At 44.0% G+C, this 22,422-nt stretch carries 24 protein-coding genes and 1 tRNA gene; 14 read left to right on the top strand and 11 right to left on the bottom strand.

What is annotated here, in order from left to right:
- Nucleotides 1–3: 3 nt before the first annotated feature.
- From AC58QC_RS03045 to AC58QC_RS03035, 3 genes are all read right to left on the bottom strand, one after another.
- Nucleotides 4–1,821, bottom strand: coding sequence for an ABC transporter substrate-binding protein (locus tag AC58QC_RS03045; RefSeq protein WP_497413722.1), 1,818 nt, complete (start codon nt 1,819–1,821; stop codon nt 4–6).
- 242 nt (nt 1,822–2,063) lie between these two features.
- Nucleotides 2,064–2,582, bottom strand: coding sequence for a VanZ family protein (locus AC58QC_RS03040; protein ID WP_497413721.1), 519 nt, complete (start codon nt 2,580–2,582; stop codon nt 2,064–2,066).
- A 15-nt stretch (nt 2,583–2,597) separates the two neighbouring features.
- A complete protein-coding gene (locus AC58QC_RS03035) occupies nt 2,598–2,885 on the bottom strand; it encodes a hypothetical protein (protein WP_497413720.1) in 288 nt (95 codons plus the stop codon).
- Nucleotides 2,886–3,095: 210 nt separating this feature from the next.
- On the opposite strand from AC58QC_RS03035, the gene AC58QC_RS03030 reads away from it, so the two are divergent.
- A tRNA-Ala gene (locus AC58QC_RS03030) sits at nt 3,096–3,168 on the top strand.
- Nucleotides 3,169–3,425: 257 nt separating this feature from the next.
- Here the strand turns inward: AC58QC_RS03030 and AC58QC_RS03025 are convergent.
- The 4 genes from AC58QC_RS03025 to AC58QC_RS03010 all read right to left on the bottom strand — a co-directional run bounded on the left by AC58QC_RS03025 (nt 3,426) and on the right by AC58QC_RS03010 (nt 8,062).
- A complete protein-coding gene (locus AC58QC_RS03025; protein WP_497414064.1) occupies nt 3,426–4,568 on the bottom strand; it encodes a Ger(x)C family spore germination protein in 1,143 nt (380 codons plus the stop codon).
- Between the two features lie 2 nt (nt 4,569–4,570).
- Nucleotides 4,571–6,043 carry a spore germination protein gene (locus AC58QC_RS03020; RefSeq protein ID WP_497413719.1) on the bottom strand — a complete coding sequence of 491 codons (1,473 nt, stop codon included), beginning with the start codon at nt 6,041–6,043 and terminating at the stop codon, nt 4,571–4,573.
- Nucleotides 6,040–7,128: a GerAB/ArcD/ProY family transporter gene (locus AC58QC_RS03015; protein ID WP_497413718.1), complete on the bottom strand. Its 1,089-nt coding sequence runs from the start codon at nt 7,126–7,128 to the stop codon at nt 6,040–6,042. The genes AC58QC_RS03020 and AC58QC_RS03015 overlap by 4 nt, the downstream gene beginning before the upstream one ends.
- Before the next feature lie 172 nt (nt 7,129–7,300).
- Nucleotides 7,301–8,062 (bottom strand): metallophosphoesterase, encoded by a 762-nt coding sequence (locus tag AC58QC_RS03010; protein ID WP_497413717.1) that lies wholly within the window; start codon nt 8,060–8,062, stop codon nt 7,301–7,303.
- A 351-nt stretch (nt 8,063–8,413) separates the two neighbouring features.
- On the opposite strand from AC58QC_RS03010, the gene AC58QC_RS03005 reads away from it, so the two are divergent.
- The 6 genes from AC58QC_RS03005 (at nt 8,414) to AC58QC_RS02980 (ending at nt 12,798) form a co-directional block, all read left to right on the top strand.
- On the top strand, nt 8,414–9,466 hold the full coding sequence (locus AC58QC_RS03005; RefSeq protein WP_497413716.1) for a YncE family protein: 1,053 nt from the start codon (nt 8,414–8,416) through the stop codon (nt 9,464–9,466).
- A gap of 268 nt (nt 9,467–9,734) precedes the next feature.
- A complete protein-coding gene (locus AC58QC_RS03000) occupies nt 9,735–10,103 on the top strand; it encodes a DoxX family protein (RefSeq protein WP_497413715.1) in 369 nt (122 codons plus the stop codon).
- Nucleotides 10,104–10,220: 117 nt separating this feature from the next.
- Nucleotides 10,221–10,550: an ArsR/SmtB family transcription factor gene (locus tag AC58QC_RS02995; protein WP_497413714.1), complete on the top strand. Its 330-nt coding sequence runs from the start codon at nt 10,221–10,223 to the stop codon at nt 10,548–10,550.
- Nucleotides 10,547–10,942 (top strand): SRPBCC family protein, encoded by a 396-nt coding sequence (locus AC58QC_RS02990; RefSeq protein WP_497413713.1) that lies wholly within the window; start codon nt 10,547–10,549, stop codon nt 10,940–10,942. Before AC58QC_RS02995 ends, AC58QC_RS02990 begins: the two co-directional genes overlap by 4 nt.
- A gap of 195 nt (nt 10,943–11,137) precedes the next feature.
- Nucleotides 11,138–11,959, top strand: coding sequence for a glycoside hydrolase family 16 protein (locus AC58QC_RS02985; RefSeq protein ID WP_497413712.1), 822 nt, complete (start codon nt 11,138–11,140; stop codon nt 11,957–11,959).
- Between the two features lie 173 nt (nt 11,960–12,132).
- Complete coding sequence (locus AC58QC_RS02980) at nt 12,133–12,798, top strand: tetratricopeptide repeat protein (RefSeq protein ID WP_497413711.1); 666 nt, start codon at nt 12,133–12,135, stop codon at nt 12,796–12,798.
- An 11-nt stretch (nt 12,799–12,809) separates the two neighbouring features.
- On the opposite strand, the gene AC58QC_RS02975 is transcribed toward AC58QC_RS02980, so the two are convergent.
- Nucleotides 12,810–13,871: an acyltransferase gene (locus AC58QC_RS02975; protein WP_497413710.1), complete on the bottom strand. Its 1,062-nt coding sequence runs from the start codon at nt 13,869–13,871 to the stop codon at nt 12,810–12,812.
- A gap of 272 nt (nt 13,872–14,143) precedes the next feature.
- Here AC58QC_RS02975 and AC58QC_RS02970 point away from each other — a divergent pair, with 272 nt between their 5' ends.
- From AC58QC_RS02970 to AC58QC_RS02960, 3 genes are all read left to right on the top strand, one after another.
- Nucleotides 14,144–14,575: a DUF86 domain-containing protein gene (locus AC58QC_RS02970; protein WP_497413709.1), complete on the top strand. Its 432-nt coding sequence runs from the start codon at nt 14,144–14,146 to the stop codon at nt 14,573–14,575.
- Between the two features lie 83 nt (nt 14,576–14,658).
- Nucleotides 14,659–15,291, top strand: a complete 633-nt coding sequence (locus AC58QC_RS02965; RefSeq protein ID WP_497413708.1) for a helix-turn-helix transcriptional regulator — start codon at nt 14,659–14,661, stop codon at nt 15,289–15,291.
- A 445-nt stretch (nt 15,292–15,736) separates the two neighbouring features.
- On the top strand, nt 15,737–16,990 hold the full coding sequence (locus AC58QC_RS02960) for a S1C family serine protease (protein ID WP_497413707.1): 1,254 nt from the start codon (nt 15,737–15,739) through the stop codon (nt 16,988–16,990).
- Nucleotides 16,991–17,086: 96 nt separating this feature from the next.
- Here the strand turns inward: AC58QC_RS02960 and AC58QC_RS02955 are convergent, their stop codons facing one another.
- On the bottom strand, nt 17,087–17,722 hold the full coding sequence (locus AC58QC_RS02955) for a bifunctional 4-hydroxy-2-oxoglutarate aldolase/2-dehydro-3-deoxy-phosphogluconate aldolase (RefSeq protein WP_497413706.1): 636 nt from the start codon (nt 17,720–17,722) through the stop codon (nt 17,087–17,089).
- A gap of 178 nt (nt 17,723–17,900) precedes the next feature.
- Here AC58QC_RS02955 and AC58QC_RS02950 point away from each other — a divergent pair, with 178 nt between their 5' ends.
- Complete coding sequence (locus AC58QC_RS02950) at nt 17,901–18,347, top strand: DUF948 domain-containing protein (protein WP_497413705.1); 447 nt, start codon at nt 17,901–17,903, stop codon at nt 18,345–18,347.
- 14 nt (nt 18,348–18,361) lie between these two features.
- Nucleotides 18,362–18,727 (top strand): YtxH domain-containing protein, encoded by a 366-nt coding sequence (locus AC58QC_RS02945; RefSeq protein ID WP_497413704.1) that lies wholly within the window; start codon nt 18,362–18,364, stop codon nt 18,725–18,727.
- Nucleotides 18,728–18,782: 55 nt separating this feature from the next.
- Here the strand turns inward: AC58QC_RS02945 and AC58QC_RS02940 are convergent, their stop codons facing one another.
- Together AC58QC_RS02940 and AC58QC_RS02935 are read right to left on the bottom strand one after the other, a co-directional pair.
- On the bottom strand, nt 18,783–19,904 hold the full coding sequence (locus AC58QC_RS02940; protein WP_497413703.1) for a phosphodiester glycosidase family protein: 1,122 nt from the start codon (nt 19,902–19,904) through the stop codon (nt 18,783–18,785).
- A 117-nt stretch (nt 19,905–20,021) separates the two neighbouring features.
- Nucleotides 20,022–20,684, bottom strand: a complete 663-nt coding sequence (locus AC58QC_RS02935; protein ID WP_497413702.1) for a helix-turn-helix domain-containing protein — start codon at nt 20,682–20,684, stop codon at nt 20,022–20,024.
- Nucleotides 20,685–20,892: 208 nt separating this feature from the next.
- Between AC58QC_RS02935 and AC58QC_RS02930 the strand changes: the two genes are divergently transcribed.
- Together AC58QC_RS02930 and AC58QC_RS02925 are read left to right on the top strand one after the other, a co-directional pair.
- The gene (locus AC58QC_RS02930; protein WP_497413701.1) at nt 20,893–21,312 is read left to right on the top strand and encodes a disulfide oxidoreductase; all 420 of its coding nucleotides are present in this window, start codon (nt 20,893–20,895) and stop codon (nt 21,310–21,312) included.
- Nucleotides 21,313–21,402: 90 nt separating this feature from the next.
- Nucleotides 21,403–22,410 (top strand): polysaccharide deacetylase family protein, encoded by a 1,008-nt coding sequence (locus tag AC58QC_RS02925; protein ID WP_497413700.1) that lies wholly within the window; start codon nt 21,403–21,405, stop codon nt 22,408–22,410.
- Nucleotides 22,411–22,422 lie beyond the last annotated feature (12 nt).

The following is a 22,422-nucleotide window of genomic DNA, read 5'->3' as shown; positions in this document are numbered from 1 at the left end:
TTTTTAAACACTTGGCGTAAACCAAATTTCCCTGAAATCAATCCACCCTAAGTCATTGATCGTCACACCTTTAATCGAGTCATGATACGTCGTTTGTTGCGAGCGATGTAGGACGAACAGGAACGACTTCTCCGTTTGAAGCTCATCAATCAATGCATGCAAACCCGCAATTCGCTCATCGAGACTAGGATTACTAAGAATCCCCTCCATTTTCAAATCTACCCATGCCGATCGCTCTCTATTCAAATGCGCACGAACATAACTGTTACTTTGTTTCAACGTCTGAATGATATGAAGGTCATAATTGCTTTCCATACAAATGTGATACAAAATAAGATCCGCTTCATCAATCGTAGCCATTTGCATCATGTCAGACTCACTCCGAATCGTGATCTCAATGGGGATACCAATCTGAGCACACTGCCGACAAATCCACATGGCATCTTCATTGTTATTCCGATAGACATACATGTGAAGTGTTTCGCCTTTGTAGCCCATTTCATCTAGTAGTCGCTTCGCCTCTGAGATATCCGTTCTGGACTTCGCAAGTGGATCCATACTAGGCAAAAAGCTGCTTGCAGGTGCTTCTCGAAAACCGCCAAGCTCTTTAATCATAAGCTCTCGATCAATAACGAGATCAACGGCTTTGCGGAAGTTTGCATGGCACTGTGGACCTCTTTTATTTCGATTAAACGTCAACAAGCTGCAGCCCATAATCGTCTGTTCAATCTGATGCCATTCCGAATCTTTATCAATCGCTCCTACGGGATTATGAGAATTCGCTCCGCCGCGGAATACTTGAACCTTATCCCAGCTTGGCGTTGCTTCTTTCAGATCAGAAGGTAAGAGCCAAATTTCAATGAGATCCATATGTGGTCGCACGCCAAAATAATGATCAAAAGCACGCAGCTTACAAATGTAATCATCGTTTCGTTCCAGCCTGAACGGACCTGTGCCAATGGGCATTCGCCCAAAAATAGACTCATTATCCCGGCAAATTTCTTCAGGGACAATCGCCATAGACATATGCGCTAGCTGCTGAAGAAAGAGCACATTAGGCTGACTTAACTCGATAGCTACTGCACTTCGATTCAGCACCGTAATCGTCTCAATGCTCTCGGTCATCCAGCCTTGCGTGGCGGCCTGACCCAGCTTCCTTAATCGCGATAGGGAGTAGCTTACATCATGCGCTGTCATCTCTCTGCCGTGATGGAACAGCACGCCTTTTCGCAAATAAAAAGTATAATGCAATCCATCTTCGCTGATTTCCCAGTAGTGTGCAAGATGCGGCTCGATCACCTTCGTTTGTGAATTATAACGTATGAGGGTATCGAAAATTTGACTAACCAGATGAAAATCAAAGGCAAAAAAAGATTGAGCCGGATCCAGTGTCACCAGCCATTTGTAAACAGGAATGCGAAGTGTATCCTTGAAACGCTCCTCGTCTTCAACCGTCCGGTAGCCAAAAAAGCTGAACAACCACTCGATGAAGGAGTCTTGTAACGCTTCTCCTTTACCGAGTTGATGAATCAGCTCGATCGTACCTAAATAATCCCCCCGACTTGCAAGCGACATTGCTTGTTTCGAGATCATATCTTCTGATGAGACCAAAAATGTAAGCTCGGAAATATTTCCTCTGCCGCGACCTGGTTTCCAGGAAATCCAATTTTGTTCGCTCATTTTTTTTAATAAAATCTTCACATTTCGTGTTGAGCAATACAATCTTTCCGCTAATTCTTCTAACGTTATTGGCTGCGGCTTATGCTCAACACCATGCTCAAAGCCCGCACGAAGCTCTAGAAAATGAGTCAGTAGCTGCATCTTCAACGTCCTTTCTATAAAAGGGGAAATCATTGAAGTGAATTATACTCTTTTTGTTCCCCTTATTCCAGCGTAAACTAAGGGTATCAGGAAAAGAAAGGAAAGTGAACCGCATATGCAACCAACAGACCTCTATGTTTCAGAGAAATTAATGGAGTGGCAGCAGCAAGATCTGGAAAGCCAGTCCCGCGAACATTGGAAATGGAAATCCGTTCGCAAAAGAAAAGTCTACATTCTTCTAACTAGCTTGTTTTTCTCGATTTAATTCGTTTTCTTATTGCAACCACCAACACAACCAGAATGAGCGCACACAGTATACCAACTCCGTCGACGATCACATCGATGCCGTGCCCCGTTCGGTCCTTCACGAACGACTGATGCCATTCATCCGTCATTGCGTACAGCAATGAAATCAGGAAGGAGCTGAACAAAGCTATGTTCATTCTGACAGGCTTCGCTAGTAATGCTATCGACCAAAGCAGGGCAAGCACAGCGTATTCGCTAACGTGCCCTGCTTTTCTTATGAAGAATTCTATCAAATTAATGGGATCTTGCCATGAAACCACCTGATGATCGTAAGTGAACTCCACTTTGGGGATATGCTCTTTCAACTTTTCAGTGGAAAACTTCGATTCCAAGAATGGCTTCAAGCTCTGCTGCTGATACGGCTCGGCAGACTTCATATAGATGAAAGCCATCCATAGAATCGCTGCAACTAGGAACACGTAGAATACCGTCTTCGATCGTGTTAACTTCGGCATAACGGCCCCTTTCGCTCACGGATTCAATTTTTTGCGAATACTGAACAAAGCAAAGAATTCAATAACCATTAAATTCACTGCGGATACGCCATAGAAAGCCATCCCGAACATCATTTGGAACTGATCCGTCGTTACCGACTTCCACCAGAAGGCTGCTAGTGCAGTCATCACAATATTCAGCGCCGTCGTGATCCAAAACGAGAAGCCTAAGCGGTTCGTTTTCCACATCAGAACAACACCAATGACGAACGGCACCACGAAAGCGATACCCAAGAAAATCCAATACAACACTGCGTTTGACACTCTAACGTCACTCCCAAACGTTCTACTAGTTTATGCTACTAGGTTAGCATGAAAATGCGCATGAAAACAACGTTTGTGCCCCTATTGCAACAGAATCGACAAACTGCTGGATGGAAATATTTTCAAATGTAAAATCCGATGAAGCAGGTATTGCCTGACTCCACAAATTCATGTATAATACAAAAAGTCGACGCTTGTAAGCGACATCACGGGGCCTTAGCTCAGCTGGGAGAGCGCATCGCTGGCAGCGATGAGGTCAGGGGTTCGATCCCCCTAGGCTCCATACAATAGAAACGCGATCCTTCGGGATCGCGTTTTTTGTAAGGTTCCGGGGGTGAGAACCCCTCAGGGTTCGCCCGCGCGGACGGAGCACGGCTGAATCTACCGCTAAAAGTCCTCGTCGAGTAAACTTCGTCAGCCATTCAAATCAGGATTCGGACATCCCTTGTTGGGGGCACGCCCTAATTGCCCGTTAACGGAACTAAAAAAGCACGCGTATTACGCGGACTTGCTTCGGACGATGTTTGTCTCCGACACAGCCTATTTTTTAATAATTTTAGATATCCCCACATCAACTAAACCTACATTCACATCAATCTCTCCTAAAGATTCAGGCGTTAATGGTAGTGAGCCATCTTTCTTCAAGCGGTGCCATTCCTTAGGGTTGGATCGGTAGAGCGCATTGGAAAGACCAAGAAGATCCGCGCCTGATTTAAGCCCTATCAGATACGTTTTCTGAATTTGCTTTCTTATTTCTGAAGTAGCGAGATCTATTAGTTCTTTCTCCGTAGCAGGCTTTTCCTGTTCCGTAATCGAAGCTTGCGCTTTGACCTTAATTTGAAATGTTAGTTTTTCGTCTGACAGCTTGAATTCGATGGAAGGTTTAATTTTTGAGACAACCATCATCGCCAACGGCTCTTGATCAATCTGAAGCTGTAATGGGGTACGTACCGTTTTTTTCTCCATCCAACGCAGGCCTGTAATATCGTCAAGTTTAAAACATCCCTTCAATTTTTTATTTTGAATGGCGCATACCCCATATTGTTGAAGCTGTGGTGTCGACTTCTTGTTCTCTACCCAGCTATCTTCATTGATACTTAATTCGGGAAGGAGCAATATCTGTCCGTCTTCCTCCCATTTCCAAATGAATTTGTACAAATATAGAGGGGCAACCATCGAGCTTTGAGAATATCGGTCAAGCGGGTTATTTAATTGCGTATAAAGGGTAGACATGCCTTGGATAGGGGATACGCTAAACAAATCCTCGATCGGACCCCGGGTTGCCATCGTCCAAATGGTGTACCGAAACTCGAAATATCTGTCCGTTTGATCTAAAATACTATGAATGACATTTTGTCGCAGCGCTGCTTCTGTAAACACTATGGTTTTCACGTGGCTCCAGGATAGTCTTTGCTGCGCCGATTTGTAGAGATTAAAGACAGCCTCATCCACTGTCTTTCCTTCACCCTTGCCAATGGAAATCAGCTCCTTGTTAGTTCCTGCCCCGGCTTCTTTCTTGGCAATATTAGCAAAACTAATCGTTTTGGTATAAAATACGACTTTGCCTTTCACGTAATCAATTCCGATCGAATTGACATATGCAAGATGTTCAATTTCTTTTGCTCCCCAACATCCAGTAAGCATTAGAGAGACTAGTCCAAAAATCAGTAATTGTCGTATCATCCTCACGGTTGATCATCTCCAGTTTTTCTGGTGAGTTCTGGTATGCCCTCCTTCTTCCCCCAAGGCATTCGAAATAAAATCTTGGAAAGGTCACGGAAACTGATCGGAGCTATAGGACTTAAATATTTAACGCCAAACGATTGCAGATTGACTATATAAATGGCTATAAATAAAATACATATCAATAATCCGAACAATCCTAATACACCGCTAATCAGTAATACGGCTAAGCGCAGCAGACTAACTAGGCCTACCATGTTTTGATTCACCATGGTAAACGACGCTAATACCGAGATGGCTACAACCACAAGACTGCCTGGTGCCGTCATTCCCGCACTAATCGCCGCTTGTCCGACTATTAATCCGCCCACAACGGATACAGTCTGTCCGATAGTGGATGGCAAGCGCATGCCTGCTTCACGAAACAATTCAAAAAGTAAAATCATGACAACGGCTTCGAGAGTCGCCGGCAACGGAACACCTTGTCTTGACATAACAAGTGTTCCTAGCAAAGTGAACGGAAGTTGATCCTGATGATAGGTAAGCAGCGCGATCCAAAATCCGGGAAGAAATACAGAAAGAAAGATACCTAATAGCCTTATAATTCGTGTAAACATGACAAACAAATTAATTGTATAGGCATCTTCCGAAGTATTAAACAAAAAGGTAAGGTTAATTGGCCCAATGATCGCCGTTGGAGAACCTTCGACGAGAATGACAAACCTACCGTGCATGAGTGAGTTCGCCGCAAAATCCGGTCTGCCCGTATACGCAAACTTCGAGAATAAGGTATTACCGATTAGCAGCTCCTCCAGTTGTGTACTGCTGATCAGACCTTTTACCTTCACATTGGCAAGCTTGGATTGAATCTCCTCTACAACGACTGGATTAATGGCATCTTTCAGATATAGTAGCATTGTTTTCGTCTGTGTCTGCGTACCGAGTGTATATTCTTCAACTGCCAGAGCATTCGTCTTTAACCTTTTTCTAATTAATGCGACATTGGTCTTCGCTTCTTCAATAAAACCATCTCGAGGACCTTTTACCGAAATCTCCGCATTCGTTTCCTCGGTTTTCCTTTGAGGTGCATTGGCCAGATTCCATGCAAACATGGAGGCTGTGTCATAAAAACAAACGATTAATTCACCATTAAATATTTTACTCATGATAAAATCAGCATCTGGATCTTGCGGTAAGGAGCTAAGTTGGAATGGCAAGTGCTGCCTGAGTTCAGCGTCATCGGAAATGACATGGTTTTTAAACATTTCAATCAGGTGGGGAATAAAAAACTCATTAATCCGAGTAACGTCGCACAACCCCTCGCAATATACCAGGAGTAAAGTGGATGAAGTTCCATTCTTATGCGGAACAATCAGCTTATTCGTGTGTACATCGCTACAGTCTTTGAACAGTTGCCGAAATGTTTGAAATGTGTCATCATTCATAGAATCCAGCTGATCTAACGTATTGGTCATGATTTTATTTTTCTCCATCTGTTTCCGAAATGAATTAATCCAATGACAACTAGGAAATAGCACGACATCACCCAAAATATAGCGGGTACCAAAATTTCTGTTATCAGGTTGATAAATTTAGGATCGCTAAAGGGCAAACTAATCGCTATTAACTGGATTGCACATATAAGGAAAAGAAAAAACAGCTTTTTCCCTTTTTTCACAATGTTCAGAATATCGTTAATCATAAAAAGAGTCAGAGAAATTCTCAGGAATGCCCCGCTGAACCACTGGTAAATACTTAAAAAATCCATGTGTTCAATAAAATGGCCAATCGTCACGAGTCTCCACTCTTCATAGGCAGGGAACCTTAAATGTGAAGCTTGCTTAGGACCAAATTCGATGATAGCTCCGACAAGAGGACCAAGTGTAAGAACTAAAAGTATCAAGGCCAGATACACAAGCGACTTGAATGAAATGCGAGTACGAATGTGATGCTGCATAAATAATAGCAATGATAATTCGATTAGTCCTGCTTCAACATAAATAACACCATGCCAAACTGGCATCATGCCATGCTCCAAATATGGCTTAAGCAAGGAGTAATCCTTATTCGGGTAATTAGCTGTCATCACATAAAATCCAAGAATTACAACTAAGGGTAAAAAGATTGCTGCTGTATTGGCTATAGATTCGATCCCTTTATAAGCATTGAAAGCGCAAACAATCAACAAAGCAACCGCTAAAACTAAAGTTGGCGTGTTAGTTGAAATAGAGAGATGGATCCAGGTAACGGTTTCTTTTAACGTAATCGTAGATAAAGTAAGAAGGTACAAACAAGCAATCCCTCCCAGTAGGTAGGATAGCGTTGCACCGTAGGTAAGCTTTACCCATTGAAAAAAACGAATCTCTCGATTTTTAGAAATAGCCGAATAAAGCAGAACGACCCAAATCGTAAAAAAAGCGCCTGCAAGCAGCACGGAGATCCAGCTGTCGCGTTGTGCTTTATCTAACACCAACGGAATGATAATGACATGGTTTAGTAATCCAACAGAAAGCATAAACATCATGCTTGTTTGCAAGAACGTTATGGAACCATTTTTCATTTAAACCTCCGATGGTATTAGTAAATTGTTCCTGTAGTATGTCGCACTTTCTTGGATTTATACAGTTTCCCTGCAATGTAGGCTCCATATCGAACGAAAAAAAGAACATGTAACTGGACATGTTCTTTTTCGTTCTTGACCCCATTGGGGAGAAACCCCACAGGGTTTTAAGTTATAAATAGTGCATAGTTATCTCACTTCTAACTAAAAATCTTGCATTAATACCCGTCTGCCCAATTCCTTTAGATATGTAGTAAGCCCCATATTGATTTTTATGTAGACCCTTATATATCCCCATCCGAGGCAATTTACCCGAGTCTTTTATTCTAAACAAAAATGGAATATTAAATTGTTTGCCATGTAAATGTCCAGCCATTAAATATCCGTAGTATTTGTTTAAATGTAGAACGATGTTAGGATCGTGCGTAATAATGACTTTAGTTCTAGTATGATCAACATTTTGAAACGATGTTTCTATGTTGCTCTTACCTGAATCAAAATCATCTATTCCAACTAACTCAAATTGATCTAAATGTACCGATTCATTTCTTAATACATGTAATCCATACTTCTTCAATAGATTGATTAAATCCATGACATTCTTTTGCTTATAATCATGGTTTCCGAGAACACAATAAATAGGTACATGACCAATAGTCATAGCTCTTAGATACTTTTCTAGTTTGGATAGCCTTTTACGATGTTTGGTAAAATCACCTGTAATAAATATAAGGTTTGGTTTTTCATCATTGATAATAGTGGCTATTTTTGTAGGACTTATCCTTAATCGTTCTATATGCAAATCACTAATTTGTAGGATTTTTAAATTTAAATCCAGAGGATATTTAATCCGTTCAATTTTTAGCCATTGTGTAGGTAAGATAAAACTTATATAAAACAAGAGTATTAGAATCACTATGTATAAATAGATCACTTCACCATTCTCCTCACATAGAAGATTCATTTTGTTGAAGTAATATGTATTCTTGATAAATCTGGCATATCCCTTTTATGAGTAAGCTAAATTTAGGAATCCTATTACCTGAACATCAGAATCTGGTTAATTTTGGAAAAATAGAGGCGAAAATCAATCATCTTGACGAAAAATTTCGACGAGTTTTATAGGGGAATTCATAAATGCGATTCTTCGGGATCGTGTTTTTTTGTATGGATCGTGGTGGTGAGAACGGCAGCACATGCCGTTTTTTTCTTAGCGTGCAACAACGTACAAACTTCTAAGCTTAGCTCTCCATATCCTAATAGAAAGCGAGAGAGGGAGGGGTTTGTGATAAGTAAAATAAAAGTCATCGCGACGATCCAAGTGGGGAGCAAACCGTCGGATATCGCATTAAACAAAAGGACGAATTTGTTGTATGTGCCGAATAACGGAAGCAGTAGTTTATCCGTGATCAGCAGCCGATCGAATCGCGTAATCGCGACAATCGAAGGGCTCAATGGGGCCGTCGCCGCGGCTATCAACCCGCGAACGAATCAGGTTTATGTTGCCAGCTTGTCAGGTAAGCTTTTCATCATTGACGGCAAGAAGAATAAGCTGACTCATACTTTCGACGTTGGTGGAGGTTTTGCTTCCATCGCGGTAAATATCAAGTCGAATAAGGTGTACGCGGCTAATCTTGATAGAAATACGGTCACGGTCATTAATGGCAATAAGAAAAAAGTTGTTGCGACAGTTGGGGTAGGGGAACAGAATCCGAGCTTCGCGGCTCCTCATACGGTTGCCGTCAATCCGTTCACGAATCGTATTTATATCCTGAATCCGGGAGAGGATACTGCTACCGTTATCAACGGCCGCATGGATCGGGTGATGGCCACGATCCAATTAGGGCAGGGACCATCTTCGCTCGCATTTAATTTACGCACGAATCGCCTATATATCGCGATCGCAGAGAATAAAAGCGTCTCCATCGTTAATGGGCGAACGAACAAGTTGATCAAAACCATTCAGAATGTCGGCGATATCGATACGTTTGCAGTTAATCCTACAACGAACCGCCTCTATGCGCCGGACGATACGACGCAGAGCTTTAAGATCACCGTCATTTCGGGGAAAACCAATAAGATCATCGACACGATCCAAGACGGCGAGTCGCCGCGCATTCCAGTTGTCAACAGCAAGCTGAACCGAATCTACGTTGCAACAGCGGGAGAGGAAACTCCGCCAAGCAGGGCAAGTGTTATTAACGGAGCGAATAATAAAACCATTAAAGCGAACCTCCCTCTCGGGCTAGGCGTATCGGCAGGCGTTGCCAACGAGAACAACAATCGTGTCTACTTTGCCAACGGGGCTGAAGATACGATAACCGTACTTTCGGGATAGCCCCATAAAGTAAGAAGCCTTTAAACACAAGGAGTTGCGTGTGTTTAAAGGCTTTTTCTATGATCGCAAAAAGTCTTCCTCGAGTAAGCTTCGTCAGCCATTTAATTCAAGATCGGACATCCCTTAAAGCTCCCCTCCACCTATTGGTGAAGGTTTCCACCAAATACATCGTAATAATTGCTTTACAGGACACCTTATGGTGTTATATTATGAAATAGGACACTGAACGGTGTCGGATAATAATAAAATGAAAAGGAAGAGGATCCAAATGCATATTCTAACCATTGTTATTCAAAGCTGGCTGCTGTTCTCCATGGGGTTCTTTGGCGTTAGCAAGGTTGCAGGAGCAAAGCATCAGGTCGATTTGTTTGATTCAATTAAACTTCCTCAATGGTTCCGTGTTATTACGGGCTACGTACAAATTCTTGGATGCATAGGACTCATTATTGGCTATTGGTATCCGCTGATTGCCGCATGGACCGGAATATTGATCGGCATTATGATGCTATTGGCGTGCATCTCGCATCTCAGAGTGAAACATCAGATCGGCAAAATGATACCGGCCTTATTAAATCTCGTGATAGCTATTGCAGTCGTATTCTTATTTGCAGACGAACTGCCCCATCTTTTTGGGTAATATCAAAGTAGTGAAACACCAAATGGTTGCCAATAATAAAAGTGTCACTAAATGGTGTCTAATTAGGCTCTGAAATTAACGGTTATCCCTTGGTAATAATATTTTAGGGGGGGTGTTGTGAGCGAGAACAACCAGTTGCGGGATGTGTATGACGCGATCGCAGATCCAACCAGGCGTCGACTTATTCGTCTGTTAGCAGAGGCAGAGGAGATACCGCTTCATGATTTAACGGCACAGTTTCAAATGGGACGTACCGCGGTATCCAAGCATTTGACAATCCTTAAAGAGGCCGGACTAGTACTTGACCGAAAAGTCGGCAGAGAAACGCGATATAGGCTAAACGCCTCTCCCCTCAGAGAAGTTCAAGATTGGGTGGCTTTTTACAGTAAATTATGGAATACGAATATGTTTCGCTTGAACCAACTATTAGAGGAGGAAATAGAATGAGTTTAACATTATCTTTAGATTTTCAGTTCACGACATCGATCGAGAAGCTTTGGTCCGCATTAACCGAATCCAACAAGCTAGCGAAGTGGATCATGGCGAATGATTTTAAAGCCGAAGTAGGTCACCGTTTTCAATTTCGCACGCAGGCAACCGAATACTGGAATGGCGTTATTGAGGGCGAAGTGCTTATCGTAGACGCACCTACCCGGTTGTCCTATACATTTGCCGGCGGAGAGGTTCACACAGTTACTTGGACGCTGCAGGATTTAGGGGAGGGGAAGGTTAACCTTCATCTCGAACAAACAGGTATCTCCAATGCTCAGGCATTGGGAGGGGCTAAGTATGGCTGGACGAACTGGTGCGGCGAGCTTGAAAAGCTGTTGGAACAATAAGCGCATTCGGAATTAAACGAACGGTATCCATAAACTGCAACTAATCAACTTTCGTTGAGCTCCCCGATGTCATTCGGGGAGTTTTTTCATTTCTAGTCAAGTAACTTAATGGGAACTTTTGTTCTTGTTTATTGGGAGTGAAATGGTATAATTAATCCAAATGCACGATGGAATCTGGAATGGGGGTAGTGGTCGATGATACCTAGCGGCTTTCCAAGAAATGATTTGGAAAAACAGGGCTATACATTGGTGTTTAATGATGATTTTGATTCGAATGAACTCGACCGCAGCAAGTGGCTTCCGTACTATTTGCCTCAATGGAGCAATCGGGAGCTCGCTGAAGCAAACTACAGAATCATGGATAGTCAATTAATACTGCAAATAAAAGAAAACCAATTGCCATGGTGTCCTGAATTTAATGGTGGCGTAAAAGTAAGCAACCTCCAAACAGGCGTTTTTTCTGGACCTTTAGGAAGTGAATATGGTCAACATAAATTCGCAAGTCACTGTCTTGTTCGAGAAGAGCAAACTGTTGAAAAGCTGTTTACCCCGCAGTATGGGTATTTTGAATTGCGAGCAAAAGGAACCGATAATCCCAATAATGTTTGTGCGTTTTGGATGATTGGATTCGAGGAGCTCCCGCATCAGTCAGCTGAAATTTGCCCATTTGAATTAAAGGGATGGCATGTTGATAAGGATATCTGTACGCTAGGGTTTGGTATTCATCCTTTTGGTGATCCAACCATGAGCGAAGAATTTTTTGAAAAAGAATTCTCAATAGACCCTACCGAGTTTCATATTTATGGTGTTGATTGGACAGAGAGTGGAGTCGATTTTTATATCGACAACAAACGTATTCATAGTTCCAAGCAATCACCACAATATCCAATGCAGCTGATGCTGAACATTTATGAAATCCCCCAGCTAGAGAGCGGTTCAAGAACTTCACCCGTATATCCAAGTGAGTTTACTATTGATTATATTCGTTGTTATCAGAAGGATTTGGTTAGCCGATAGTTTGAGTAAAGAAATATAGCTTACAACAAGCTGTCGTCGGTACTTATCCGGAGGCAGCTTGTTTTGATTCCTCCTATGTAATCTTCTTTGTATATGGAATTATTATTGGCTTGCAGATGAACAATCACCGCATAATATGGTAGTATAAGGAAGTTGAAAAGGGGGAATAGACGTTGCTTATCAAATTATTAGTATTTGGCTTACTTTGGCGAATCGTTGGTAATCCATTTCTTGCACTGCTCATCTTACTCGTTATTCTGTATGTATTGGACAGAAGATATGTTGGCATCATGCCGAATATTTGGCGGCCGTATCAATTAAGTCGGAAGGCATCTCGCTTGCGATCTGACCTTCATGCCAACCCGCACAATACGTCAGCGAAGCTGGACTTGGCGCGAATCCTGATTGAACGCAAAAAGTATCAAGAAGCACTGCCCTACTTGGAGCAAACATTACCGATCATGCAGGAATCTGCTGACGTTCACTATGAAATTGGATTGTGTCAGCTTAAGCTAGGGCGAATTGCCGAAGGGGAAACCTTTATGCTGAAAGCAGTCGAGCTTAATCCACGTGTAAAATATGGCGAAGCCTACCTGCGCCTCGGTGAGGCTCTGGCTCCCCTTGCGCCGGAGCGAGCGGCGCAGTTTATCGAACACTTCCGCGACCTGCACTCTTCGTCGGTCGAGGCTTACTACAGGCTCGGCCAGCTGTATCAGCAGCTAGGCCGCCAGGAGGATGCCAAGCGCGCGTATCGCGAAGCGCTGGACATCTATCGCGGCTTGCCACGCTACAGCCGCAGACAGCAGCGGCGCTGGGCTTGGCTGGCGCGCATGAAATAAAAAGGTTCCGCTCATCTGCGAGCGGAACCTTTTTTAACGACTCGAGCGTAGCCGCGCGCGAGCAGCCAAGAGCCTAGCAGCCCGATGACTACGGCTGCCACGGTGTGCAAATCATAGAGCCAGACGCGCCCTTGCGCTGGCTCCGGTGTAACGCGATCCCACAAGGTGAGGATCGCGGGATGCACGAGATAGATGCCGAAGGAGGCTGCGCCTAAGGCAGATAAGAAGGCACCGCAGCGTGAGCCGCGTGCCAGCAGTTTGCGCGCCCACGGCACGCAGAGGAGTGGGATGGTCATGCAGTAGGTGAGAAGCGCGAGCTCGAACCATGTATTATCGATATCAGCGCGACCATATTGCTGAAGCAGGAGCATGCCCACGAAAGCTCCCCCGGCAAGGAGGACGGCACTCCAGATCCACTTTTTGAAACGGGAAGCCCATATCACCATCGAATTATAGTAGATGCCCATGAAAGCACCGAAGCTGAAGGTAGCTGTATAGCCAAGGAATAAGGAAGTGTATTCCGGAAGCGGAAATAACCAGTGATTTAAGGTATAGGAAGCGGCTTGAAAGCCGATACCTAGAGGAATCAGGCCTCGACGCAGCCAACTGAATCGCTTGACCGCAGTTAGCAAGAATGGGAATAGCACATAAAATTGGACAATAATGACGATGTAATACAGATGATAGCTCGCATTGCCAGATAGAAGCAGTTTCAGCAGATAGAAAGCATCAAAATGCATGGTGCCATGAAACATGAATTGGTTATACCCATAATAAAATAGCGACCATAGGACATAAGGAATAAGAATCTTTTGCAGCCTTTTTGTCCAAAAAACACGCGCCATCCCTGGCTCCCACCGGTCATAGTATGAGTAAAACAACACGAGCCCGCTTATCCAGATGAAGAGGGGGACGGTGAACAAGCTTGCTTTGTTAAGGATGAAAAAGAATGTCTGAGAGCCTGTTCCTAAGGGAAGCTGAGTCGCACCGGAAGTACCATGAATGAGGACGACAGCCATAATGGCAATCGCGCGTACAATATCGATTTCTGATAGTTTAGGTTTGGATGACATGTCGAAAATTCTCCTTCTTTTCTCTCCGTTCACTGTATCATGATCCTTGGAGGAGGGCAATGACTCTATTAATGAAGCCCGCGTAAGCTTGACGCTCACATCTACGAGAGATAAACTGTTGATAGCATGTACAATGAGAACAATCAAGAGGGTGAATGAACGTGAGTTATGAATATCTGATGCAGGCAGTTTTGCTCATATTTTTGGTGATAATCACTTTTTTTGCTATGTTGGTATGGACGAAATGGCGAAAAAGAGGACGGAGATAGATCATGTATTTTATTAATCATGAACAAATTGATGGGCGTATTCAGTTTCTGGCCGTTTTGGCTGAGGCAAGTGAGCAGTTAGAAGCTCAGTGGGCAGAGGGCCGCAAGGATCTCGTATGGCAGCTAGCTCAAGAACGTGTATTGCATTTAGCGATTGAAACCGTGACGGACATAGGTAGCTTGCTCATTGATGCTTTTATTTTACGAGATGCAAGCAGCTATGAAGACATTGTGGAAATCGTGCATGGAGAAGGGGCCTATTCGGAGTCTTTGACCGAGACGCTGCTGCAATTAGTAAAGCTTAGAAAACCGCTAGTTCAGGATTATGCGGATTGGAATCGCGAGTCGTTACATCCGTTAATTCCGAAAATCCCAGCGGCTTTTGAGGAATTTACTGTGAGTGTACGGGCATTCATTAAGAGCGAATTGGCATAACATACATAAGTGTTTCATAATTTACTTATTGCTTGTGATGCTGTAAAATGAGTCCTAAATGAGGTCCGAGGGTAGGTGAGAGCGTGAATCAAACACTAGAGACATCAACACGTAAAGTGATTCTTTCCATGCTCAAAACGCAAGGACCGTTAAGTGTTCAGGATTTGGCTAAACAGCTTGGGATCACGGAGATGGCCGTTAGAAGACATATTCATTCGATGGAAAAGGATGATTTGCTCGAGGCTAAGCTCGTTAGGCAAGCAATGGGGCGTCCAACAAGCGTGTATACCCTTGCACCGCAGGCGGACGAATTATTTCCGAAGAAATATTCGCAGTTAACGTTGGATTTATTAGACGAGCTATTAGAAGACGAAGGCCATGAGAAAATTGAACGGCTGTTTGAAGGCAGGCAGGGTAAGCTCGAAGCTCGTTATCAATCGAGGATGCAAGGCAAAAGCTTAGAAGATCGTGTGGCTGAATTAGCGCTCATTCAGAATGAGAATGGCTATATGGTTGATTGGTCTCCGCAGGGAGAAGACGCTTATATTTTCAATGAGCATAACTGTCCAATTGCGATGGTGGCCAACACGTTTCAGCAGGCCTGCCAGTGTGAGCTATCCCTATTCCGTAATTTGCTAGATGCAGATGTAGAGCGTACAGAGTGTCTTGCCAAAGGTGCTAACAAATGTGTGTATATCATACGTCAAAATAAATAGCTTTTAATAAGGAGTTAAGCAGAATGAAATCTGCTTAACTCCTTTTTTTTTTTGCCGTTCGGAGCCAGAGGGGCCACCTTCATGATCTGTAAGCCTGAAAAACATCACTACAGAAGCATAAACCCCGTCCGCGAACTCTGTAACGTTGAAATACATCACTACAGATCACCATACACACAACCACAGCCCCTTTCACACTCTGTAAGCGTGAAAAACAACACTACAGCGCCAAATCCTCCATCCGGGCACGCTGTAACGTTGAAATACATCACTACAACCCTTCCCCGTCCCCTCACACTTCCCAATTCCCGACAAACCTTCAGTAAACTTTCAGCTCACATTCATACCGCTATCAGCCCAGTTTAAGTAACACTTCAGGTTAGCGTTCTATACTTGATCTATCAACAAGAAAACAATTTGAAGGCAAACGAGAGGCGGTAATCGTATGAATGAAGATATGAACAATAACATGAATGTGAATGATATAAAGGTTGAAAGCAAACCAAACAGCTCCAGAGTGAAGCCCATTTTTGCGGCATTTATGGCAGGTGCTGTAGTTGTAGGCGGTTTGATGTTTACTTCGGATAAGTTAAACCTTTTTGGCTACGATGCTCAAACAGTACAGTCAAATGTCACAGCTGCTTCCGGAGCTAACACGGCGGCTGCCGGTGTCCAAACAGCATCGCTAAACAGCTCGGGTACAAATAGCATTCCACAAATTACGAAAGCGTCGAGCCCAGCCATTGTGAAAATTGAAACGAAAGTCAAACAGACGAACACATCAGGGACGCGAAGAAATCCTCTTCAGCAGGGAACGGAAACGGGTGACACCGTCCAAAATGGTATCGGATCGGGCTTCATCTTTGAAGATAGCGGCTATATTTTAACAAATGAGCATGTCATTGACGGTGCTGACGAAATCGAAGTTTACGTACAAGGCTATGATACCCCATTTTCAGCAACGCTACTTGGGAGCAGCTATGATTTAGATTTGGCTGTGCTCAAAATTCAGGGAGACAAAGCATTTCCAGCTCTGAAAATTGGAAATTCAGACAATGCGGAAGTAGGAGAATGGGTGGTTGCGATTGGCAACCCATATGACTTCGATTACTCGGTAACGACGGGCGTTCTTAGCGCTAAGGAACGGACGATCAGCATTGATGATGAGCAGGGCACACGCAATTACAAGCATTTATTACAAACAGATACGGCCATTAATCCAGGTAATTCCGGCGGTCCTCTTTTGAATTTAAACGGTGAGGTCATTGGAATCAATACGGCTGTAAACGCTGAAGCGCAAGGGATGGGCTTTGCGATTCCGGCAAGCACAATTAGTTCTGTCGTGGAAAAGCTGAAGAATAACGAAGAGATTTCGAAAGATCCAGCCCCTTATATTGGCGTAGCTTTGCAGAATATTTCAGATGACATGCTGCAAGACTTGAAAATTAACAGTACAAATGGTGCTGTTGTTGCTGAGGTGCAGCAGGGCTCACCAGCGTTCGAAGCTGGCATCCGCCAGTATGATGTCATTTTGGAAGTGAACGGTGGCGCGATAACTAGCACTGCGGACTTAACCAAAGCTGTGCAAGCAGCGGTAGTGGGAGATGATCTGAAAGTGAAAATATCGCGTGATGGTCAAACGAAGGACGTGTCCGTTAAAGTCGGAGATAAAAACATCGTGCCAAGCTATCAAGGTTAATGAATGACTTGAATTCACAGCGTCATACAATCTTATCACGTAAAACAAAAACGGAGTCGCGAAAGTTCGCGAGCTCCGTTTTCTTTTTTTTACAGCTTAAGCTCGCGAAGCCGCAAGCAATTGAACCGCTTTGTCCGTGATCCAGCAGAAATTCCCTGCTTCGATCTCTTTCAGGTTGATCAGTGAGCCGCCAATGCCTAAGCCATAGCAGCCGATGCTCAGAAATTGCTTGATGTTGCCCTCTGTAACGCCCCCAACAGCCATCATCGGGATGTTGTCCAGAGGTCCCATCAGTTCCTTGATGTAAGGCAAGCCTAAGCTTGCGCTTGGGAATATTTTAACGGCCGTAGCCCCGGCTTTCCAGGCTTTCACAACTTCGGTCGGAGTCATAGCACCAGGGAAGATCGGAATTCCTTCCTGCCGCGACCAGCGAATGACCTCTTCATCCAAGTTCGGTGTGACGAGGAATGCAGCTCCAGCGAGAACAGCTTGTTTGGCATCCTCCAGATCCAAGACTGTGCCAGCTCCGATGAACATCTGATCTCCCCATTGTTTCTGGAGATTACCGATCATGGTCAGCGCGCCTGGTGTATTTAAGGTGACTTCCATAACGGTGACGCCGCCTTTGTGAAGGGCTTCAGCAACAGGGAGGATATGTGCCTCCTGTACGCCGCGGACGATCGCGATAATACGTGTACGCTCAATTTCTTGTAGGCCTTGTTCTCGGTTCATTTCTAGATTCCCCCAACTTTGATCCATGCTTTTGATGTTTATTATGACAGGTTCCAGAAATTTTTCCAGTCAGTTTGTGTCAAAACAAGCCCTACCTATCTATACTGTAGTAATTCATAGGCATTCGTCTAGAAGCCCCATCAGCCCTCACAGCTTTCGCTCACAGGAGGTGACCCGCATGACGTGGAGTGAGATCAGTATCGTCAGCTTGGCTGTAGCTTGTTTAGTGCTCATTGCGTTTACCGTTCGTATGTTCATCACGGCTACACGAACTCTCCGCTTGTTAGGGGACACGGTTGTTGAAGTTAAACAGCAGATTGGTCATACTACAGAACAAGCGGAGAATCTAATGAAGCAATTAGGGCAGCTTACGGAAGAGGTACATTTACAACTCCTTGCGTTAGAGCCAAGTATCCAATCGGTTGAAAAGGCAGGGGTTGCTGTCGGGGAAGTCGCTTCCTCGCTGCGCAAGGCCTCACGTATGATGAACGAGTCAATACTTGGTGCGGAAAAGGTCGTACATACGCACCAGAAGCGTATCCACGACGTCATGGAATGGGCAACGACAGGGTTTGAGCTGTGGCAGAGATGGCAGGCGCATCGGAATGCGAAATCAGATCATTAAGGAGTGGATATCACATGTCCAATGGAAAAAAAGGGAAAGATCTTCTTATCGGGGCTGTCGTAGGTGGTTTAGTTGGAGCTGCAGCAGCATTGTTGTTTGCACCGAAATCCGGTCGTGAGTTGCGCAGTGACATTGCTGAAGGAGCGACAGTGGTTAGCGATAAAACAGTTCAATTAGCAAGCGCGGTGAGTCAAAAAACGCAAGCAGCTGCCAAAACAGTGAGTTCCACAACAACGGAACTTGTTGGTAAAGCCAAAGACACGGCAGCAAGTGTTGTCGAGACGGTTCGCTCTTGGAAGGATTCGCAATCAGGCGATGAGCTCCTTGATGATATCGCAGCTTCAGAAGCCGCTGAAGACTTAGTCATCGTAGGCCGCTAATCTCCTATACAAAGAAGCCGAGCGCTCCAATATGGAGCACTCGGCTTCTTATTTGTTACCATTTGGACGGATCAATTTTGCTGATATCCAGCCCTTCCCATACGTTCTTAATGACTGCCGTTTCTGGGTTATCGAAGAGGAGCCATGCAGTAGGAAGGTATCTTTCTCCGTATTCACTCGAAGGTTTATTGATGATGGCATTATTATGGACAAGCACCGTTGAAGCGCCCCCATCTAGGTTCGCCGCGGTGATCGCCCCGTGGGCTAAGAAAATTTCCTGAATATCATATAGCGTTGCACCTATACTGTGCGTTTGTCTGCCGTCGATAATAGCAAACAAAATAGAACCGTCCTTGGTTTGAGCCATGCACGTACGCGGAGCAATGCCCCAGCCGTCCGCTTGACCTTTGATTTGCCCAACACCGTTAACGATGAATCGAGGGCTAAAGGAAACAGCTTCCTGTACGCCCATCTCGAGCAGCTCGGATACTTTGTATTTCCCAGAAATCATTCGGCCTTGCTTATCAATTCCGACGATCTGTACGGTGCCGTTCATGCCTTTGTCATTATAAAAGATTTTACCTCCAGAAATCACAACACCTTCCGGCTGAAAGCCATTGCCTTCCCAATTCGGGTCGATAAATCCGCCGCCGTTAACGCCTAGGATAGCGCCGGTACGTTTGACCATCGAGGAAACCTTCTCCCCTTTACCCGCTTTCTCCGGCACGGCAATACGAAGTTTCGTAGGGTCAGTAATCGTAACGAGCTTGCCTTTGAAGTTGGGACCGGAAATGTTCTCTATCGTCACTAAATCTTTCTTGATGGGCACTTCAACGGGAGTATAGGATGGAATAGGTGCAATTTCAACGAGTCCAAGGTCCTTCTCTGTACCCATTTCATCAAATTTTTTCGAGTAAGCAGCAACCCGTTTTTGTAATTCGGACGTACCAATCAAATATTTGGCCCAATCCCGATGCTGAGTTGTGATAATGGTATCTGCCATCATGAAGCGCAGACTCGAACCAGAGGCAGTTAGGAAAAACCATCCTAAACCTATGGTTGAAAGTATGGTAAGACTAAGGATGGTAACCATCATAAATCGCATTCCCGCAGATCGTTTGTGCTTCACGCGCGCTTGCCTGGTTGTCTGTGGGGTAATTGTTTGTTGAACCGCCATGGTAAGGCATCTATCCTCTCTAACGCAATTCAAGCCATACTGTTATCTATTAAGACGAAAAGAAAGGAGAATAAGTTTCAGATTTCCCTGAATTATTCTCCTTTCTTTGTAAAATGTTTAATTATGTCGTTGGACGGTTGAAAAACGAGTGTCCCCCATCCGGTTTTTATCATAGTAAAATTCAAGATCGTTCCCTGAATGTTTGGCTACACTGCGAACGATGAGATCATGGTATTTCTTTTGTCGGAAAGCCGCAATGGTTACACATAGACTCACACCAAGCGGGTCAAAATAAAGCTTACCTTCATGTGCATCATACTTATTAACGTGAGACAGATTGACGAATAAATCCGTATCCATTTTCTTAAAGCCGTGCTCTTCTAACTGATCTAGGAAATGACTGAAATCCAGCAGTGACTGCATAGGGATCCTGCGCTTACCGATCCGCGTATGATACATCATTTCGGTGGAACCAATTTCTATAAAAAGGATGTCTGTGAGTGGAAGAGTCAAGGTTGTAGTTTGACTATCCTGGCTCTCTTTTTCAAGATAGCCAGCTTTCTCCATGAGATCTGTATACGAGAACTTATAGGCGTCCGACAGTTTCTTTAAAGTGACAGGGGATGGTTTGATCTTTTCATTCGTTGAACGATTTCTTTCTAATTCGAGATCTCGAATATAAGCATGGGATAGTCCACTCTTGTTAGCTGCTTCACGTAAGGACATTTTCCCTCGCAAGCTCTCCAAAAATTTACCGAATCCTTCAAATTGCTTCATCATAGGAATCCCTCCATATGTTAATTGTAATAGAATTGACCGGAAATAGAAACGTTAATAGCTCTTAATGGTACTAATTACCTGAGTTGTTAGCAGACTTCTTATACTGTTCGTAAGCAATTTGCTATTTTAGTAGGTCGAGAGAATCAATCCCGTGACTTCTTTCTTCTATTTTTTTATAATAGGGAATTAGAAAGGGGGCGATATTAACATGTCAAAAAAATGGCTGCGAGATAACGGCATGCATCTATCTTGGTTCATCGCCTTAGTTGCCACGCTAGGAAGCTTATATTTTTCGGAAATCATGCATCTGGCACCTTGTAAACTATGCTGGTATCAGCGCATTCTTATGTACCCATTGGTCATTTTTCTAGGTATTGCAGCTGTCCGTAGAGATTACAAATTAACGATTTATGTGCTGCCTTTAACGATTTGGGGCGCGTGCATCTCGATTTATCACGTGTTATTACAAATGGGTGTTTTCAAAGAAACAGGTACAGGTTGTGGTCCAATTGCCTGTGATACCGATTATTTAAACTGGCTGGGTTTTATTACGATTCCCATGCTAGCTGGAACTGCGTTCATCCTGATTACCATTTTACAATTCTTAACCTATCGAGCTACAAAATAACCCCCATACACCAATGTTTAGGCAGGTAATTTGTCATTCACTGTCGAATAGGCATGGTAGAAGAATCCAATCCTATCCGAGGTGTAACTCATGACAAAACGTACCCATAAAGCTGCATTTCTGATCATTCTGAGCGTCACCTTGGTCGGTTGTGCAGACATAAGCCTGACAGCCCCTGTAGGCAATGAAGCTGCTTCCAAAGTGATGCCTTCAACTTCCGCTAAAGCTTCTCCAACACCAACACCTACCCAATTGCCAACACCATCACCAACGATAATACCCAAAGCTACACACACAACGACGCTGCCAAGCGCGACACCAAGTACGTCTGCCGCCACTGCGGCGCCAAGTGCAACACCCAAACCTGTATTGACGGCTGATGCTTCCAAACCCAAAGCGTTGCCTACGGATCGGACGCCATATTCTTGGTACTATATGAAGAAGAAAACAGGCCAGGTTCCTGATTTTCCGAAAGAGACCAAATCCTTTAGCAATGACCAGAAGGCAGTCTGGGTCGGAACGGGGAAAAAGGTTTATTTAACGATTGACGCAGGAGGACCTTTAATCGAGGTTGATCTCATGTTGAAATCACTCAAAGAAAATAATGTCAAAGCAAATTTCTTTATCACTGGAAACAACATCAAGAAGAACCCGGACTATTTAAAAAGAATCGTGGCAGACGGTCATTATGTAGCGAACCATACGATGACACATACGGATTTTAATGAGTTGTCCGACGATCAGATTCGTAAGGAAATTACGGATTTTGAAGTCGTATATAAGCAAATAACCGGGAAAGAAGTTGGGAACTATTTCCGTTTTCCTTACGGTCACTATAATCCTCATAATTTAAGCTTGGTATCTGAGATGGGCTATACCTCTGTGTTCTGGTCTACGGCAATGCGTGACTGGGAGCCCAGAGCGAATGGCGCTGAGGATCCATACAACGATATTATGAATAACCTGCATGAGGGTAACGTGATTTTGATGCATCAGGGGTCCATTGAGAACATGCAGGCGCTTGATCGTATTTGTAAAGAAATCAAGAAGAGAGGCTACGAATTCGGGCTCGTGACGGAGCTGCAGCCTAAGAAGTAACGAAGATTTGGT

Source organism: Paenibacillus sp. J22P51 (assembly GCF_059692215.1).
The sequence above is the reverse complement of the archived record's forward strand: the minus strand, read 5'-3'. Positions and strand labels throughout refer to the sequence as shown.

Coding starts and splice junctions, on each gene's coding strand:
- AC58QC_RS03045 (WP_497413722.1), bottom strand. CDS start 1,821: ATGCAGCTACTGACTCATTTTCTAGAGCTTCGTGCGGGCTTTGAGCAT.
- AC58QC_RS03040 (WP_497413721.1), bottom strand. CDS start 2,582: ATGCCGAAGTTAACACGATCGAAGACGGTATTCTACGTGTTCCTAGTT.
- AC58QC_RS03025 (WP_497414064.1), bottom strand. CDS start 4,568: ATGATACGACAATTACTGATTTTTGGACTAGTCTCTCTAATGCTTACT.
- AC58QC_RS03020 (WP_497413719.1), bottom strand. CDS start 6,043: ATGACCAATACGTTAGATCAGCTGGATTCTATGAATGATGACACATTT.
- AC58QC_RS03015 (WP_497413718.1), bottom strand. CDS start 7,128: ATGAAAAATGGTTCCATAACGTTCTTGCAAACAAGCATGATGTTTATG.
- AC58QC_RS03000 (WP_497413715.1), top strand. CDS start 9,735: ATGCATATTCTAACCATTGTTATTCAAAGCTGGCTGCTGTTCTCCATG.
- AC58QC_RS02990 (WP_497413713.1), top strand. CDS start 10,547: ATGAGTTTAACATTATCTTTAGATTTTCAGTTCACGACATCGATCGAG.
- AC58QC_RS02985 (WP_497413712.1), top strand. CDS start 11,138: ATGATACCTAGCGGCTTTCCAAGAAATGATTTGGAAAAACAGGGCTAT.
- AC58QC_RS02975 (WP_497413710.1), bottom strand. CDS start 13,871: ATGTCATCCAAACCTAAACTATCAGAAATCGATATTGTACGCGCGATT.
- AC58QC_RS02970 (WP_497413709.1), top strand. CDS start 14,144: ATGTATTTTATTAATCATGAACAAATTGATGGGCGTATTCAGTTTCTG.
- AC58QC_RS02960 (WP_497413707.1), top strand. CDS start 15,737: ATGAATGAAGATATGAACAATAACATGAATGTGAATGATATAAAGGTT.
- AC58QC_RS02955 (WP_497413706.1), bottom strand. CDS start 17,722: ATGAACCGAGAACAAGGCCTACAAGAAATTGAGCGTACACGTATTATC.
- AC58QC_RS02950 (WP_497413705.1), top strand. CDS start 17,901: ATGACGTGGAGTGAGATCAGTATCGTCAGCTTGGCTGTAGCTTGTTTA.
- AC58QC_RS02945 (WP_497413704.1), top strand. CDS start 18,362: ATGTCCAATGGAAAAAAAGGGAAAGATCTTCTTATCGGGGCTGTCGTA.
- AC58QC_RS02940 (WP_497413703.1), bottom strand. CDS start 19,904: ATGGCGGTTCAACAAACAATTACCCCACAGACAACCAGGCAAGCGCGC.
- AC58QC_RS02935 (WP_497413702.1), bottom strand. CDS start 20,684: ATGATGAAGCAATTTGAAGGATTCGGTAAATTTTTGGAGAGCTTGCGA.
- AC58QC_RS02930 (WP_497413701.1), top strand. CDS start 20,893: ATGTCAAAAAAATGGCTGCGAGATAACGGCATGCATCTATCTTGGTTC.
- AC58QC_RS02925 (WP_497413700.1), top strand. CDS start 21,403: ATGACAAAACGTACCCATAAAGCTGCATTTCTGATCATTCTGAGCGTC.